Source organism: Tersicoccus sp. Bi-70 (genome assembly GCF_001968825.1).
Classification (GTDB): domain Bacteria; phylum Actinomycetota; class Actinomycetes; order Actinomycetales; family Micrococcaceae; genus Tersicoccus.
On the sequence record NZ_MIEU01000014.1, the window covers coordinates 194557 to 208826 of the forward strand.

Sequence of the window (14270 nt, forward strand, 5' to 3'; positions counted from 1 at the left end):
CCCTAGGTTCGGTGGTGAGTTCGCTCAGCCGGGTACGCGGTCCCGCCTACCCGTCCATCGCCAGGAGGCCCCTCGTGCGCTATGCCCTGCAGCTGTACACCGTCCGCGACGCCCTGACCGCGGATCTCCCGGGCACCATCGCCCGCGTCGCCGAGATCGGCTACACCGCCGTCGAGCCCTACAACTTCGTCGCCACCGCCGACGAGCTCGAGGCCGCGTTCAAGGAGCACGGCCTGACCGCCCCGTCCGGGCACGCGCCCCTGCTCAGCGCCGACCAGGAGGAGATCTTCGCGGCGGCGAAGCAGCTGGGCATCGAGACCGTCATCGACCCGCACGTGGATCGCGCCCGCTGGCAGAGCGCCGAGGACATCGCCGCCACCGCCCAGGCGCTCAACGCCGCGGCCGAGGCCGGGGCGAAGCACGGCATCCGCGTCGGCTACCACAACCACGAGTTCGAGCTGCAGTCCCGGATCGACGGGCGCTCGGGCCTCGAGGTGCTCGCGGAGCACCTCGACGACGCCGTCGTGCTCGAGGTCGACACCTACTGGGCGGCCGTGGGCGGCGAGGACCCGGTCGAGCTGCTGCGCCGGCTCGGCGACCGCGTCCGCTTCGTCCACATCAAGGACGGCCCGCTGACCACCGAGGACAAGGATCAGGTGGCCGTGGGGAGCGGCAAGATGCCCATCCGCGACGTCCTCGCCGCCGGCTCGTCCGTCGAGACCGCCGTCGTCGAGCTCGACGACTTCACCGGCGACATCTTCACCGCCGTCGCCGACAGCCTGACCTACCTCAACGGCTCCACCGCCGCGACCACGGAGGGATCCACCCGATGAGCGAGCAGACCACCACCTCCACCGCCCAGCGTTCCGGGCCTGTCGGTCTTGCCATCATCGGCGCCGGCGTCATCAGCAAGGAGTATCTGAGCAACCTCACCCGGTTCCCGGACGTGCAGGTGCTCATGGTCGCCGACCTGTTCCCCGAGGTCGCTGCCACGCGGGCCGCGGAGTACGGCATCCCGGCGTCCGGCAGCGTCGAGGACGCCCTGGCGCACCCGGACGTCGAGATCGTCATCAACCTGACCATCCCCGCTGCCCACGTCGAGGTGGCGACCGCCGCCGTCGAGGCGGGCAAGCACGTGTGGAGCGAGAAGCCGTTCTCCCTCGATCGTGAGAGCGGCCTCGGCCTGCTCAAGGCCGCCGACGCGGCGGGCGTGCGGCTCGGCTGCGCTCCCGACACGTTCCTCGGCGCCGGCCTGCAGACCGCGCTGCGCACCGTCGCCCGCGGCGACATCGGCACCCCGCTGACGGCGCTGACGCTCATGCAGTCCCCCGGCCCCGAGTCCTGGCACCCGAACCCCGCCTTCCTGTTCCAGGCCGGCGCGGGTCCGCTGTTCGACATCGGCCCGTACTACCTGACCACCCTGGTGCAGACCTTCGGCCCCATCGCGAAGGTGGGCGCCTTCGGCTCGCAGTCCCGGCCGTCCCGCACCATCGGCTCGGGCCCGAAGGCCGGTGAGGCGTTCGACGTCACCGTCCCCACCCACGTCAGCGCCATCGCCCAGTTCGAGGGCGGCGAGTCCTCGCAGAGCATCTTCAGCTTCGACTCGCCCAAGCAGAACGTCGGCGTCGTGGAGATCACCGGCAGCGAGGCGACGATCGCTTTCCCGGACCCGAACATGTTCGACGGCGACATCGTCCTCACGCGTGCCGGGGCCGATCCGGAGATCATCCCGGCCGTCGGGTCGACCGCCTCGCGCGGCACCGGCGTGCTCGAGATGGCCCGCGCCATCCGGGCCGGCGTGCCGCACCGGGCGCAGGGCGAGGCCGCGTACCACGTGCTGGACGCGATGGTCTCGATCGCCGAGTCGATCGAGACCGGCTCCTTCATCTCGCTGGAGAGCACCGCCGTCGCCGCCGAGCCGCTGCCGGAGGACTTCGACCCGACCGAGAAGACGCTCTGACCATGTCCGGCCAGCAGCGCCCGGGTTCTCGCCTGGATTCTCGCCCGTTGGGTGTAGCCACCATCGGCTACGCCTTCATGGGCAAGGCCCACTCCCAGGCGTGGCGGAACGTGGCCAGCTACTTCGACGTGCCGGCGTTCGAACGGAAGGTGCTCGTCGGCCGGGACGCCGACGCCGTCGGCGAGGCGGCCGCCCGGTACGGCTGGGCGGAGTCCGCGACCGACTGGCGCACCCTGCTGGACCGGGACGACATCGACATCGTCGACATCTGCACACCGGGCTGGCTGCACGCGGAGATGGCGTGTGCGTTCCTCGAGGCCGGCAAGCACGTGCTCGTCGAGAAGCCGCTGGCCAACTCCATGACCGAGTCCGCCGCCATGGTCGCCGCCGCCGAGGAGGCGGCGACCCGGGGCGTGCGGTCCATGGTCGGGTTCAACTACCGGCGTGTGCCGGCCCTCGCCCTGGCCCGCGACCTGATCGCCGAGGGGCGGCTGGGCACGGTGCGCCAGGTGCGGGTGAGCTACCTGCAGGACTGGCTGGCGGACGAGACCGCCCCGATGACCTGGCGGCTGCGCAAGGAGACCGCCGGTTCCGGGGCGCTGGGGGACATCGCCTCCCACGCCGTGGACCAGGTGCAGTTCCTGCTCGGGGACACCGTCACCGACGTCTCGGGCCGGCTGCACACCTTCGTGCCGACCCGGAACGGGCCCGACGGCCCGGAGCCGGTCACGGTGGACGACGCCGCGTGGGCGACGCTGAGCCTCGCCGGCGGCGCGGTCGCCAGCGTCGAGGTGTCCCGGGTGGCGCTCGGCCGGAAGAACGCGCTGACCATCGAGGTCTACGGCAGCGCGGGCAGCCTCGGGTTCGACCTGGAGCGGCTGAACGAACTGACGGTCTTCGACGGCGCCGGCTCTCCCCTGACCCAGGGGTCCGCCCGGATCCTCGTCACGGAGCCGGGGCACCCGTACCTGGACGCGTGGTGGCCGCCGGGCCACACCATCGGGTGGGAGCACACCTTCACCCACCAGATCCGGGACTTCCTGACCGCGATCGACACCGGAGTCGCGCCGAGCCCCTCGTTCGCCGAGGGGCTGGCCGTCCAGCGGGTCCTCGCCGCCGTGCAGGAGTCGGCGGCGGCGAAGAGCTCCGTCGTCACCGTCGGCAGCGCCTGACCCTCCTCCCCCTCCCCTTTCCTACTCCCCGCCCGTCCCGTCGTCGCAGGAGGCCCCGATGCCCCGCCCGTACACCCTGTTCACCGGCCAGTGGGCCGACCTGCCCTTCGAGGAGGTGGCCCGACTCGCGGCCTCGTGGGGCTACGACGGCCTCGAGATCGCCGTCTCCGGTGACCACCTGGACGCGTGGCGCTGGGACGACGAGGAGTACATCGCGTCGAAGAAGGCGGTGCTCGACAAGCATGGCCTGAAGGTCTGGGCGATCTCCAACCACCTCAAGGGTCAGGCCGTGTGCGACGACCCGATCGACTTCCGCCACCAGGCGATCGTCGGGCCGACGGTGTGGGGCGACGGCGACCCCGAGGGCGTCCGTCAGCGGGCGGCGGAGGAGCTGAAGCACACCGCGCGGCTGGCGAAGGCGCTCGGCGTCACGACCGTCGTCGGGTTCACCGGCTCGTCCATCTGGCCCTACGTGGCCATGTTCCCGCCCGTCCCGGAGTCCGTGATCGACGCCGGGTACCAGGACTTCGCGGACCGGTGGAACCCGATCCTCGACGTGTTCGACGAGTGCGGCGTCCGGTTCGCGCACGAGGTGCACCCCTCCGAGATCGCCTACGACTACTGGACGACGGTGCGCACGCTCGAGGCCATCGGGCACCGTGAGGCATTCGGGCTGAACTGGGACCCGAGCCACTTCATGTGGCAGGGCATCGACCCGGTGAGCTTCATCTGGGACTTCAAGGACCGGATCTACCACGTGGACTGCAAGGACACGAAGGTGCGGATGACCGGGCGGAACACCGTGATGGGTTCGCACCTGCCGTGGGGCGACCCGCGACGCGGCTGGGACTTCGTCTCCGCCGGCCGGGGCGACGTGCCCTGGGAGTCCGCGTTCCGCGCGCTGACGGCGATCGGCTACGACGGCCCGATCTCGATCGAGTGGGAGGACGCCGGCATGGACCGCCTGGAGGGCGCTCCCGAGGCGCTGGCCGCGCTGAAGAAGTACGACTTCGCGCCCTCGACGCAGTCGTTCGACGCCGCGTTCAGCAACCAGAGCTGAGAGCATCAACCTGGACAACCTGGCCGCCGTGCTGGCCAACACCCGCCACGGCACCCTGCACGACCGGCTCGACGGCATCGAGGACCGCGGCCGGATCCTGCTCAAGGGCGGTCACGTGGTCGACCCCGCCAACGACGTCGACCGGGTCACCGACATCGCCGTCGACGGCGGTCACGTCGTGGAGACCGGAGACGATCTGGCACCGGAGCCCGGGGACCGGATCCTCGACTGCGAGGGCCTGCTGGTGGTGCCCGGGCTGATCGACATCCACCTGCACCTGGGCGACCTGTTCGAGGTCAGCACGCAGCCGATCTTCGAGGCGACCCAGGACGGCGTGACGTTCGCGCTCTCCCCGGGAGCGGGCAACACCCTGATGGCCCCGGCGCTGCTCGGCGCCGAGGTCGACCGTGGCCTGCCGATCAACCTGGGCGTGTTCATCGGCGCCGCCAACCTGCTGGGCACCATGCTCTCCGTGGACGAGATCATCACCATGCTCAAGGGAGAACTCGACCCCGAGATCGCCACCACGCGCATGACCCGCAATCCGATCACCGCGCTCACGGCTCCCCTGTGCATCGGCATCAAGGACCACATGGGGCACTTCATCCAGGCGGACGACCGGATCGACGCCATCTACCGGATCACCTCCGAGGCCGGCCTGCTGTACATGTCGCACACGCAGGATCCGACGCACGCGGAGCGCGTCGTCAGTCTGTCGAACGGGCGCCCTGTCCACCTCGGCCATGCGACGGCGGCGGGCTCCGGGTCCCACGGCGATCCGGTGGAGAGCATGGCGCGGGTCCTCGCCCTGGTCGAGGAGCCGCACGTGAGCGCCGAGTTCGTGACCTCGATGCTCCGGCCGAGCCTCGGCAGCCGTGAGGGCCTGAAGATGACGAAGGCCTCCCAGCAGCTGGCGATGGACGCGCTGCACCGCGGAGACGTCGACATCCTCATCTCCGACGGACAGCTCGAGGCCACCATGAAGGGGTTCGGTGACACCCGCGACAACATCCCGGCCATTCTCGAGGTGGCCGAGTCCGGGGTGCTCACCCTCTCCCGGGCGGTGGCGACGATGACGGCGAATCCCGCGCGGTTGTTGAGCGAGCGGACCCGCAACCCCTGGTGGACCGAGAAGACCGGCCATCTGGGCGCCGGGGCGCTGGGCAACGTGACGGTGATCAACCAGCACGAGAAGCGCGCCATCTGGACGCTGGTCAACGGCGAGATCGTGGCCTTCGAGAGCCGCTCGGTGCGCCGCGGCGCCGGAGCCGGTGGCTGGGTCAGCCGCTGGGGGATGGTCCGGCGTACCGGCGTCGGCGACCTGGTGGCCTTCGACTACCGCCGGTAGATCGGGCGGTGGGTTGACCGGCTCATCGCCGGCCTGACCGGGAACGATGCCGGCCGGATCGTCATCGAATCGTGACGCGGCATCGAACTATCAGCGGGCTGATGATGCCATGCTGAGCGGATGGGGAGTTCGGATGATGCCGTCGTCTCCCGCGACGACCACCTCGCCGATCTCCTGGCCGCGGTGGCGCGTGGAGATCGTGATGCTTTCGGCGCGCTCTACGACGCGACGTGCGGTCCCGTCTTCGCGGTGGTCCGGGCCGCCGTCGCGGGCGAGCGGCACAGCGAAGAGGTCCTGCACGAGACGTATCTGCGCATCTGGCAGCACGCCGCGGCCTGGAACGCCGATCACGGCACCGCGACGACCTGGTGTCTGGCGCTCGCCCGCCGGTGCGCGTCCGAGGGGCGGGGCCGGCCCGAGCACCCCGCGGCGTGACCGCGGGATGACGAACGGCCGGCCGACCGGCGCGCCGTCACCGCACGAACCCGTCCGCGACGCGGTCAGAGCACGGTGCGGTCAGAGCACGGTGCGGTCAGAGCACGGTGCGGTCAGAGCACGGTGCGGTCAGAGCGCCCGGGTGATGCTCTGCACGACCTCCCGGGAGGCCTCGCGACCGATGCGGGTGGGCAGCAGCGGATAGACGTGCACCTGCCCCGGCTTCTCGAAGACGGTGATCTCGACGCCGGCGTCCCGCGCCTTCTTCTCCAGCAGGTGGACGTCGGGGTTGAGCACGTCGCGCGATCCGATGAAGACGGTCAACGGACCGAGCCCGGCGAGGTCGCCGAAGAGCGGGCTCACGGCCGGGTCGGTCATCGGCAGGTCACCCCGCCAGGCCTCCGCGAAGACGGTGGCGCCCTCGGTGCCGAGCCACGGGTCGGTCGGCTGCACGTCAGGGATGCGCGGGTTGCTGAACGTCAGGTCCAGTGCGGGGGAGATGAGGGTGGTCATGGGCAACCGGATGCCCTCGTCCCGCAGCTTGAGGGCGGCGGAGAGGGCGATCTGGCCACCGGCGGAGTCGCCGGCGAGGAACGTCGGCCCGTACGTCTCGAGGTTGGAGCGCACGAGTTCGACGACCCGGTCCCGGGTCTCCCCCGCCGTCCCGTACGGCACCAGCGGATAGATCGGGACGGTGACGGCGACGCCCGCTTCCGCGGCGATGTCCGCGATCAGGCGCCAGTGGAAGCCCACGATCTGGTTGACCCAGCCACCCCCGTGCGCATAGACGACGCTGCCCGCGGGACGCTCCGTGGCGGTGGGTGTGACCGTGTACACCGGCCAGTGCCGATCCTGGACGACGTCGACGCGGACGTCGCTGCGCAGACGCTTCGGCGGTCCGTACGCGGCCGGGCGCAGGACGTTGTCCTCCAGCCGCCTCCGGGCACCGTCGGCGGTGACGAACGGCTTGTTCGCCCCCGCCAGGCGCAGCAGCGGGGAGACGAGGGCATCGGGCAGCGTGACCATGGACGAAAGCGCTCCTGACTCGGGAGGACCGGACTCGAGGGAACCGACGGATCGGCGGGTCGACCGGCACCGACATGCGCCGGGACCGCGTGTTGACCAGCACCGATGCGCTCACGCTACCCCGCGCAGCTGTCCGTTCCCGCGGAGCGGCCCGTGCTGGCCCGCCGAGGCGAGCGTGCTAGCCCGCGGAGGCGAGCGTGAACGGCAGCACCGCGCCCGCACCGGCCCGGCGCAGGTCCCGGGCGGCCACGGTGAGCGTCCACCGGGAGTCGACGAGGTCATCCACGAGCAGCACGGGTTCCCCGTCCAGCTCCGCGAGCGCCGCGGCCAGCTCGGGGGTCACGACGTGGCCACCCCACACGCCCGCGAGCCGGAACGCGCTGTTCCCGCCCGGGCGGGACGCCGGGTGGCCGTCCCGCACCGGCATCTCGCCGAGGTACTGCAGCCGCCCCACCTCGGCCAGGCCGCGGGCCAGCGACGTGATCAGCCGTGGATGGGTGCGGGAGCCCAGCGCGACGACACCGGCGGGGCGACGCGCCCAGCTCCACTCCCGGAGCACCCGGACGCAGGCCTTGCCCAGATCCGGCGGCAGGTCCCCGTCGTGCGCACCGCCGACCCCGCTCTCGCCGCTGCCGTTCTCCTCGCCACCGGTCGCGTCGAGACGAGGCTCGAGCAGCTCGCGGAGCCGGCCCCCGAAACCCAGATCGGAGAGCCGGGCGAGGGCACGGCCCGGCTCGGCGCGGTCCCCCTCGGGAATCTTGCCCTTGACCGGGGAGCCGTCGCCGTCGGTGACGCCGAGCCGGTCCATGCCGGAGGGCCACGTACTGCGCGGCTCGATCTCCACGCCGGCCGCGGCCAGGGCCCCGGCGGCGCGCTCGGTGCTGCCGGCGTCGACGGCGGCCGGGTACCAGGGCGCGGTGCAACGGTCGCAGCGGCCGCACGGTGCGGCGTCCTCGTCGTCGAGCTGCCGGGTGAGGAACTCCATCCGGCACCCGGTGGTCCGCTCGTACTCGAGCATCGCCTGCTGCTCGGCCTTCCGGGCGGCGGCGATCGCGGCGTACCGCTGCTCGTCGTACTCCCAGGGCACCCCGGTGGCCTGCCAGCCGCCGGACACCTTCTCGATCGCCCCGTCGACCGCGAGCACCTTGAGCAGCAGCTCCAGAGGCGTGCGGCGCAGGTCGACCCGGGCCTCCAGGGCCGGGACGCTGAGCGACCCGCCCGCACCGGTCAGCTCGCCGATGACGGCCTCGGCCTTCTCCCGGCGCGGCATCGAGGCGGTGGCGAAGTACTGCCAGATGTTCTCGTCCTCGATGCCGGGCAGCAGCAGCACGTCGGCGTCCGCCCCGGACCGGCCGGCACGGCCCACCTGCTGGTAGTACGCGACCGGTGAGGACGGCGCCCCGAGGTGGATGACGAAGCCGAGGTCGGGCTTGTCGAAGCCCATGCCCAGCGCGCTGGTGGCGACCAGGGCCTTGACCCGGTTGCCCTTGAGCGCGTCCTCGAGCTCCTGCCGGTCGGCCGGGTCCGTGCGCCCGGTGTAGGCACGCACGTCGTGGCCGGCGGCCGCGAGCGCGCGGGCGGTGTCCTCGGCGGCCGCGACGGTGAGGGCGTAGATGATGCCGGACCCGTGCAGGTCCCCGAGGTGTTGCAGCAGCCAGCCGAGCCGGTCGGTGTTGTTGCCCAGCCGCAGCACGCCCAGGCGCAGGGAGCTGCGCGCGAGCGGGCCGCGCAGGGTGAAGACGCCGTCGTGCTCACCCGTTCCAGCTCCTGCACCGGAATCCTCCTCGGCCGGGGCGCCGTCCATCAGGCGTACGTCCAGCTGCTCCGCGACGTCGGCGACCACCCGTGCGTTCGCCGTCGCCGTCGTCGCGAGCACGGGCACCCCGTCGGGCAGCTCGGCGAGCAGGTCGCGGATGCGGCGGTAGTCCGGCCGGAAGTCGTGCCCCCAGTCGGAGATGCAGTGCGCCTCGTCGATGACCACGAGCGCGCACCGGCGGATCAGATCCGGCAGCTGCTCGGCGCGGAACCGCGGGTTGGTGAGCCGCTCGGGCGAGATGAGCAGGACGTCGACGTCGTCCGCGGCCAGCCGGGCGGAGATGTCGGTCCACTCGGTGGCGTTCGCGGAGTTGATCGCCACGGCACGCACGCCGGCGCGCTCGGCGGCGCCGATCTGGTCCCGCATCAGCGCCAGCAGCGGAGAGACGATCAGCGCCGGTCCCGCACCGCGACGGCGCAGCAGCAGGGACGCGAGGAAGTAGACCGCGGACTTGCCCCACCCGGTGCGCTGGACGACGAGGGCGCGGCGGTGGTCGGCGACCAGCGCCTCGATCGCCTCGTACTGGCCCGGGTGGAATCGCGCGTCCGTGCTGCCGGTCAGCGCGTGCAGCACCTCGAGCGCCTCGGCGTACAGGGCGTCGTCGCGGACGGCCGGCTCCTGATGAGGGCTCGGCTGCGCACTCGTCTCGGTGCTCGTCTCGGTGCTCATCTCGGTGCTCGCGTCAGAGGGCTGCGCGGTCTGCTGATCGGTCGGGCTCATGGTCCCAGCCTCTCAGGTTCCTCCGACAGTTCGCCGGGCGGCTGCGGACGACCACGTCAGTCGCGCGGCACCAGCTCGCTGACCAGCGCATCCACCCGGCGGGCGATGTCGTCCCGGACCAGCCGCATCCGTTCGATGCCCTCGATCCCGCGGGTGGACGGTTCGTCGGTGTCCCACGTGACGATCGTGCCGCGCATGCCCTCGACCGGCTCGACCACGGCCTCCCGGCCGAGCACGACGACGCGATCGGCCCGGCGCAGCAGGGCGGCGTCGAGCGGCTTGGGGTACTCCCCCGCCACCGAGGCACCGGCCTCCTCGAGGGACCGCCGCGAGAGGTCGTTCAGCTCCGAGCCGGGCCGGACTCCGGCCGAGTGGATCTCGAGCGCCTCACCCGCGTCACGGCGGGCGAGGGCGGCGGCCATCTGGGACTTGCCCGCGTTCTTCACGCACACGAACACGACGCAGGGGCGTTCCTCGTTCACGGTGTCCTCCGCAGCGACTTGATCACCTTCATGGGGAAGCGCGAGGTGACCTTCTGGATGCCGGCGATCGTCATGATCCGGTTGCGGACGAACACCCTCGCAGGCCACATGATTGCACGGTCGAGGCCTTCGTCAACCAGATCGGCAACCGGATGGCGCGCCGATCCTGAGATCATGGTGGGGTGACGGAGACGATCGTGGCGGCGCCACCGCAGTCGCGGCGCCGGCAGGTGGCCGCGGGCGTGCAGGACTCCCTCGCCGCGGGACTGGGCATGTACCCGATCGGCATCGCCTTCGGGGTGCTCGTCATCCAGGCCGGGCTGCCGTGGTGGATCGCCCCGGCCCTCTCGACCTTCGGTTTCGCCGGGTCCCTCGAACTGCTGATGATCACTATGATCACGGCCGTCACCCCGCTCGCGACGATCGCGCTGACCACCTTCCTCGTCAACTTCCGGCACGTGTTCTACGCCTTCACGTTCCCCCTGCACGTGGTGCGGAACCCGGTGGCACGGACCTACTCGATGTACGCCCTCATCGACGAGGCGTTCGCCGTCACCGCGGGCCGGCCGCGCGCCTGGACCTCCTGGCGGCTGGTCTCGATGCAGGTCGCCTTCCAGACGTACTGGGTGGGCGGCGGGCTGACCGGCGTCGCCCTGGCACAGCTGATCCCGTTCCGGATCGCCGGCCTCGAGTTCGCACTGTGCGCCCTCTTCATCACCCTTACCCTGGACGCCTGCCGCAGCCGGAAGGAGTTGCCGTCGCTGCTGCTGGCCGGCCTCAGCTTCTCGCTCGCGGTCGTCCTGATGCCGGACTCGGCCCTGTTCGCCGGGCTGATCGGCTTCGTCGTGCTGCTCGTGATCCGCTTCGCGGTGAGCCGGGACCGGTCCGGACGGGATGCGCCGGGCCGCGAGCCGGGGGCGGCGTCATGATCGCGGGCGGCCTGAACGGCTGGTACGTGGCCGGGGTGCTGGCGATCATGTTCGCGATCACCTTCACGCTGCGGGCGCTGCCCTTCGCGCTGCTGAAGCCGCTGCGGGCGTCCCGCTTCGTGCAGACCATGTCGGTGTGGATGCCCGTCGGGATCCTCGGCATCCTGGCCGCGGTCACCTTCCGTTCCTCGGCCGGCCACGACACGGGGTCGCTGCTCTCCGGGCTGATCGCCGTCGTCGTCACCGTCGTGGTGCACCTGACGCTCGGCCGGCGAACCCTCCTCAGCGTCGGCCTCGGCACGGCGACGTTCGTCGTGCTGGTCAACGTCGCCGGGATGGCCTGACCGCGTCAGGCGTCAGCCGACGGTGAGTGCGGCGTGCTCCCGGGCCTCCATCGCATCCCACGCGAACGAGGCGAGCCAGTGCGTCGAGTAGTACTCCTCGCCGACGCTCGCGGCGAGGCCGGCGGCGAGCAGCGGCTCGACCGCGGGCTCGAGCGTCTCGACCAGACCCCCGGTCGCGCCGGCATCCCGCAGTGCGTCGACGACGCGGCGCGCGGAGCCGGCCCGCGAGAGATCCAGCCCGAAGAGGTGCACCTGCTGCGGGTCGTTCTCGTCCCGGACGACGGCCGGGGCGAGCACCTCGTCGCCCGGCTCCAGCGCCGAGAAGAACCCGTCCGCCCAGCCGGCGAACTCGGCCGCGGGCAGCACGGCCCGCATCAGGTCCGCCTCGGCGAAACCGGCCGAGAGGAAGTCGTGCCCGCTACGCTCCCACGCGAACGGCCAGCCCGCGTCCGATCCGAACCATGCGCGCGCCGTGCGGGACACCGTCTCGGCGAGCTCGGCCCGGCCGAGCACCCGTGCGGCGTCGAGCGCGAGCAGCAGCCCGAAGGCGGAGTTGGAGTGCACGTCGTGCCGCACGGGGTAGGCCGCGTTCTGGACCCACCGGGTCGTCAGGTCCTCCAGGACGTCGATGAAGGGCGTGAACCCCGGCGCGAGGGCGCGGATCGCCGGCGCCTCGGACGTCGATACCTCGGCCGCGAGCCGGAAGCCCCACGCCCAGCCGTACGGCCGTTCGTAGTGCGGGGTCGCGGCGAGGTACTCGGCCTCCCGGGCCAGGTTGTGGGCCGTCAGGTGGGCCTCGAGGATGCCGGTCACCTGCGCCTCGAGCCCGCCGAGGGTGTCCGAGGTCGTCGAGGCGTACGCGGCCAGGCGCGCCGCCAGCCAGTGCATGTGCACCGAGGAGTGCCAGTCGTACGACGTCGCGAACGCCGGATGCAGCTCGACCGGCAGCGCCCGGTCCTCGGGGCCGACGGTGGTGTGCTGGGCGGCGTACGGGTACTCCCGTTCGAGGTTGCCGATCACCACCCGCGCGAAGGCGGAGGCCCAGGCAGAACGGTCGAGGGACACGTCAGAACGCGACAAAGTACATCACTCCCATGTTGACGACGAGCAGGATCCCGGCGGTCGGGAGCTGCGCCTTGATCGGCCCGTACTTGTCCCGCATCTCGAGCAGGGCGGCGGGCACGAGGTTGAAGTTGGCGGCCATCGGGGTCACGAGCGTCCCGCAGAACCCGGCGAGCATACCGATCGCGAAGACGGCCGCGGGGTTGCCGCCGAAGCCCTGCACGAGGACCGGCCACCCGATCGCCGCCGTCATGATCGGGAACGCCGCGAAGGCGTTGCCCATGACGATCGTGAAGATGGCCATGCCGGCGCAGTAGACCACGACCGCGGCGAGCAGGGAGCCCTCCGGCAGCACGGCCTTGGCGATGGTGCCGACGGCGGTGCCGACGCCGGCCTGGGTGAAGACGATGCCCAGCGTCGAGAGCATCTGCGGCAGCAGCGCGGCCCAGCCGATCGCCTGCAGCAGCCGGCCACCCTCCCGCAGCGGCGTCGTCACGGGCCGCGGCGGCCGCAGGATGAGGACGGCGACGACGACCGCGAGGACCGCGCCGATCCCCAGCCCGGTCAGCGTGGCACTGCCCTCGGCGAGCAGCGGCTTCCCGCCGATGCGGATGAGCGGGCCGAGCGTCGCGACGAGCACAGCGACGAGCGGCACCACGAGGGCGGGGACGAACAGGCGGTTGCCGAACCGCGTCGCGAAGTCCTCCCGCTCCTCGGGCGAGGACGTCGCCAGCACCGACGGAGCGGCCTCCCGTCCCGGACCGGCCACCCGCGGGATGGCCGACGTGGGCGTCGCCGGACCGGTGGGCTGCCCGGCCCCGGCGCCGGCGACCGCGGACGTGCGCGTCCGGCTCGTCGTGCCGGTGAACCCGAAGCCGGCCAGGGCCACCATGACGAGGACCGCGATGCCGAGCACCCACGCGGGCGCCGATTTGGCCGCGACGAAGGTGCCGTAGAAGAAGCTCAGCCCGAGGACGCCCCAGAACGCGGCGTTGCCGAGGCGCTTCGCGTGGCCGGCGTCGAGCAGGATGAGGACGGAGACGGCCACGAAGAACGCGCCGATGAGCCAGTAGAGCCATTCGTTGGTGATCATGCCGCGCCTCCCGTCGTGGCGCGCTCCCCGGAGCCGGCGGACGTCGCCAGGTCGGCGGCCATCCGGTCGAGCCGGCGGTCGAGCAGCAGCAGGCGCGTGCCGTGGATCAGCAGGGCCGCGACACCGGTCGGGATGGCCCACAGCGCCAGGTTGATCGGCTCGAGCGTCAGGTGGTACGTGCTGTCGACGAACGTCGTGATGAGCAGGATGGACCCGACCGCGACGAAGACGTCCTCGCCGAAGAACACCCCGACCGTGTCGGACGAGGCCGAGAACCCCTTGACCTTCTCGCGCATCCGCTCGCTGAGGGTGCCGTACCGCTTCGTCGCGGCGCCCTCGGCCATCGGGTAGACGAGCGGCCTGACGGTCTGCGCCGGCCCGCCGATGCTCATCAACCCCACCGCGGCGGTGACCTGGCGGACCGCGAGGTACGCGGCGAGCAGGCGCCCCGTGGTGAGGCGATCCAGCTTCGCGATGAGGCGTTTGGCCTGGACCTGCAGGCCGTAGCGCTCGATCAGTCCGATCACGGGCAGCACGAGCGCGAAGGTCGTCACCGACCGGCTCGAGGCGAAACCGTTGCCGAAGGCGTCGAGGATGCCGACCGGCCCGATCCCGCCGATGAGGGCGGTGACGATGCCGGCGACGGTGACGACGAGCAGGGCGTTGACGCGGAGGGCGAAACCGACGATGACGACGGCGACGCCGATGAGGACGAACATGCGATTCCCTCCGAGCGGCGGACAGAGCAGGCCAACTAGCCAGCATCGTCCGATTGTCGGCCCAGCTCAACCCCCTGTCGTGGGCAGACTCTTCCTCTAATACC

The 14270-nt window shown here is 71.8% G+C and carries 14 protein-coding genes; 8 read left to right on the forward strand and 6 right to left on the reverse strand.

Annotated features, from left to right (window positions below; all coding sequences use genetic code 11):
• Positions 1 to 74: 74 nt before the first annotated feature.
• The 6 genes from BGP79_RS12040 (at position 75) to BGP79_RS12065 (ending at position 5975) form a co-directional block, all read left to right on the forward strand.
• Entirely contained in the window at positions 75 to 833 is a 759-nt protein-coding gene (locus BGP79_RS12040) for a sugar phosphate isomerase/epimerase (protein ID WP_076695807.1), read from the forward strand.
• Positions 830 to 1960 (forward strand): Gfo/Idh/MocA family protein, encoded by a 1131-nt coding sequence (locus tag BGP79_RS12045; RefSeq protein ID WP_076695812.1) that lies wholly within the window; start codon positions 830 to 832, stop codon positions 1958 to 1960. Before BGP79_RS12040 ends, BGP79_RS12045 begins: the two co-directional genes overlap by 4 nt.
• A 2-nt stretch (positions 1961 to 1962) precedes the next feature.
• Positions 1963 to 3132, forward strand: coding sequence for a Gfo/Idh/MocA family protein (locus BGP79_RS12050; protein WP_076695813.1), 1170 nt, complete (start codon positions 1963 to 1965; stop codon positions 3130 to 3132).
• Between the two features lie 58 nt (positions 3133 to 3190).
• Positions 3191 to 4192, forward strand: a complete 1002-nt coding sequence (locus BGP79_RS12055) for a sugar phosphate isomerase/epimerase (protein ID WP_076695814.1) — start codon at positions 3191 to 3193, stop codon at positions 4190 to 4192.
• Positions 4193 to 4220: 28 nt separating this feature from the next.
• Positions 4221 to 5540: an amidohydrolase family protein gene (locus tag BGP79_RS12060; RefSeq protein ID WP_198928475.1), complete on the forward strand. Its 1320-nt coding sequence runs from the start codon at positions 4221 to 4223 to the stop codon at positions 5538 to 5540.
• 120 nt (positions 5541 to 5660) lie between these two features.
• Positions 5661 to 5975 carry a sigma factor gene (locus BGP79_RS12065; protein WP_076695815.1) on the forward strand — a complete coding sequence of 105 codons (315 nt, stop codon included), beginning with the start codon at positions 5661 to 5663 and terminating at the stop codon, positions 5973 to 5975.
• 129 nt (positions 5976 to 6104) lie between these two features.
• Here BGP79_RS12065 and BGP79_RS12070 read toward each other — a convergent pair whose 3' ends face one another.
• The 3 genes from BGP79_RS12070 to BGP79_RS12080 form a co-directional block, all read right to left on the reverse strand.
• A complete protein-coding gene (locus tag BGP79_RS12070) occupies positions 6105 to 7001 on the reverse strand; it encodes an alpha/beta hydrolase fold domain-containing protein (RefSeq protein WP_076695821.1) in 897 nt (298 codons plus the stop codon).
• A 178-nt stretch (positions 7002 to 7179) separates the two neighbouring features.
• Positions 7180 to 9486 carry a DEAD/DEAH box helicase gene (locus BGP79_RS12075; protein WP_076696072.1) on the reverse strand — a complete coding sequence of 769 codons (2307 nt, stop codon included), beginning with the start codon at positions 9484 to 9486 and terminating at the stop codon, positions 7180 to 7182.
• 107 nt (positions 9487 to 9593) lie between these two features.
• Positions 9594 to 10019 carry a low molecular weight phosphatase family protein gene (locus tag BGP79_RS12080; protein ID WP_076695828.1) on the reverse strand — a complete coding sequence of 142 codons (426 nt, stop codon included), beginning with the start codon at positions 10017 to 10019 and terminating at the stop codon, positions 9594 to 9596.
• A 182-nt stretch (positions 10020 to 10201) separates the two neighbouring features.
• On the opposite strand from BGP79_RS12080, the gene BGP79_RS12085 reads away from it, so the two are divergent.
• Both BGP79_RS12085 and BGP79_RS12090 read left to right on the forward strand, forming a co-directional pair.
• Positions 10202 to 10948 carry an AzlC family ABC transporter permease gene (locus BGP79_RS12085; RefSeq protein ID WP_076695833.1) on the forward strand — a complete coding sequence of 249 codons (747 nt, stop codon included), beginning with the start codon at positions 10202 to 10204 and terminating at the stop codon, positions 10946 to 10948.
• Entirely contained in the window at positions 10945 to 11292 is a 348-nt protein-coding gene (locus tag BGP79_RS12090) for a branched-chain amino acid transporter permease (protein WP_076695835.1), read from the forward strand. The genes BGP79_RS12085 and BGP79_RS12090 overlap by 4 nt, the downstream gene beginning before the upstream one ends.
• 12 nt (positions 11293 to 11304) lie before the next feature.
• On the opposite strand, the gene BGP79_RS12095 is transcribed toward BGP79_RS12090, so the two are convergent.
• The 3 genes from BGP79_RS12095 to BGP79_RS12105 are packed head-to-tail and all read right to left on the reverse strand — an operon-like array spanning position 11305 to position 14166.
• Entirely contained in the window at positions 11305 to 12357 is a 1053-nt protein-coding gene (locus BGP79_RS12095; RefSeq protein WP_076695837.1) for a DUF2891 family protein, read from the reverse strand.
• A gap of 1 nt (position 12358) precedes the next feature.
• Positions 12359 to 13447: a DUF979 domain-containing protein gene (locus BGP79_RS12100; RefSeq protein ID WP_076695839.1), complete on the reverse strand. Its 1089-nt coding sequence runs from the start codon at positions 13445 to 13447 to the stop codon at positions 12359 to 12361.
• Positions 13444 to 14166, reverse strand: coding sequence for a DUF969 domain-containing protein (locus BGP79_RS12105; RefSeq protein WP_076695841.1), 723 nt, complete (start codon positions 14164 to 14166; stop codon positions 13444 to 13446). Before BGP79_RS12105 ends, BGP79_RS12100 begins: the two co-directional genes overlap by 4 nt.
• Positions 14167 to 14270 lie beyond the last annotated feature (104 nt).

Excerpts from the sequence above, each read along its gene's own strand:
- BGP79_RS12070 (WP_076695821.1), bottom strand. The coding sequence starts at position 7,001 with ATGGTCACGCTGCCCGATGCCCTCGTCTCCCCGCTGCTGCGCCTGGCG.
- BGP79_RS12050 (WP_076695813.1), top strand. The coding sequence starts at position 1,963 with ATGTCCGGCCAGCAGCGCCCGGGTTCTCGCCTGGATTCTCGCCCGTTG.
- BGP79_RS12045 (WP_076695812.1), top strand. The coding sequence starts at position 830 with ATGAGCGAGCAGACCACCACCTCCACCGCCCAGCGTTCCGGGCCTGTC.
- BGP79_RS12055 (WP_076695814.1), top strand. The coding sequence starts at position 3,191 with ATGCCCCGCCCGTACACCCTGTTCACCGGCCAGTGGGCCGACCTGCCC.
- BGP79_RS12105 (WP_076695841.1), bottom strand. The coding sequence starts at position 14,166 with ATGTTCGTCCTCATCGGCGTCGCCGTCGTCATCGTCGGTTTCGCCCTC.
- BGP79_RS12065 (WP_076695815.1), top strand. The coding sequence starts at position 5,661 with ATGGGGAGTTCGGATGATGCCGTCGTCTCCCGCGACGACCACCTCGCC.
- BGP79_RS12090 (WP_076695835.1), top strand. The coding sequence starts at position 10,945 with ATGATCGCGGGCGGCCTGAACGGCTGGTACGTGGCCGGGGTGCTGGCG.
- BGP79_RS12075 (WP_076696072.1), bottom strand. The coding sequence starts at position 9,486 with ATGAGCACCGAGACGAGCACCGAGACGAGTGCGCAGCCGAGCCCTCAT.
- BGP79_RS12100 (WP_076695839.1), bottom strand. The coding sequence starts at position 13,447 with ATGATCACCAACGAATGGCTCTACTGGCTCATCGGCGCGTTCTTCGTG.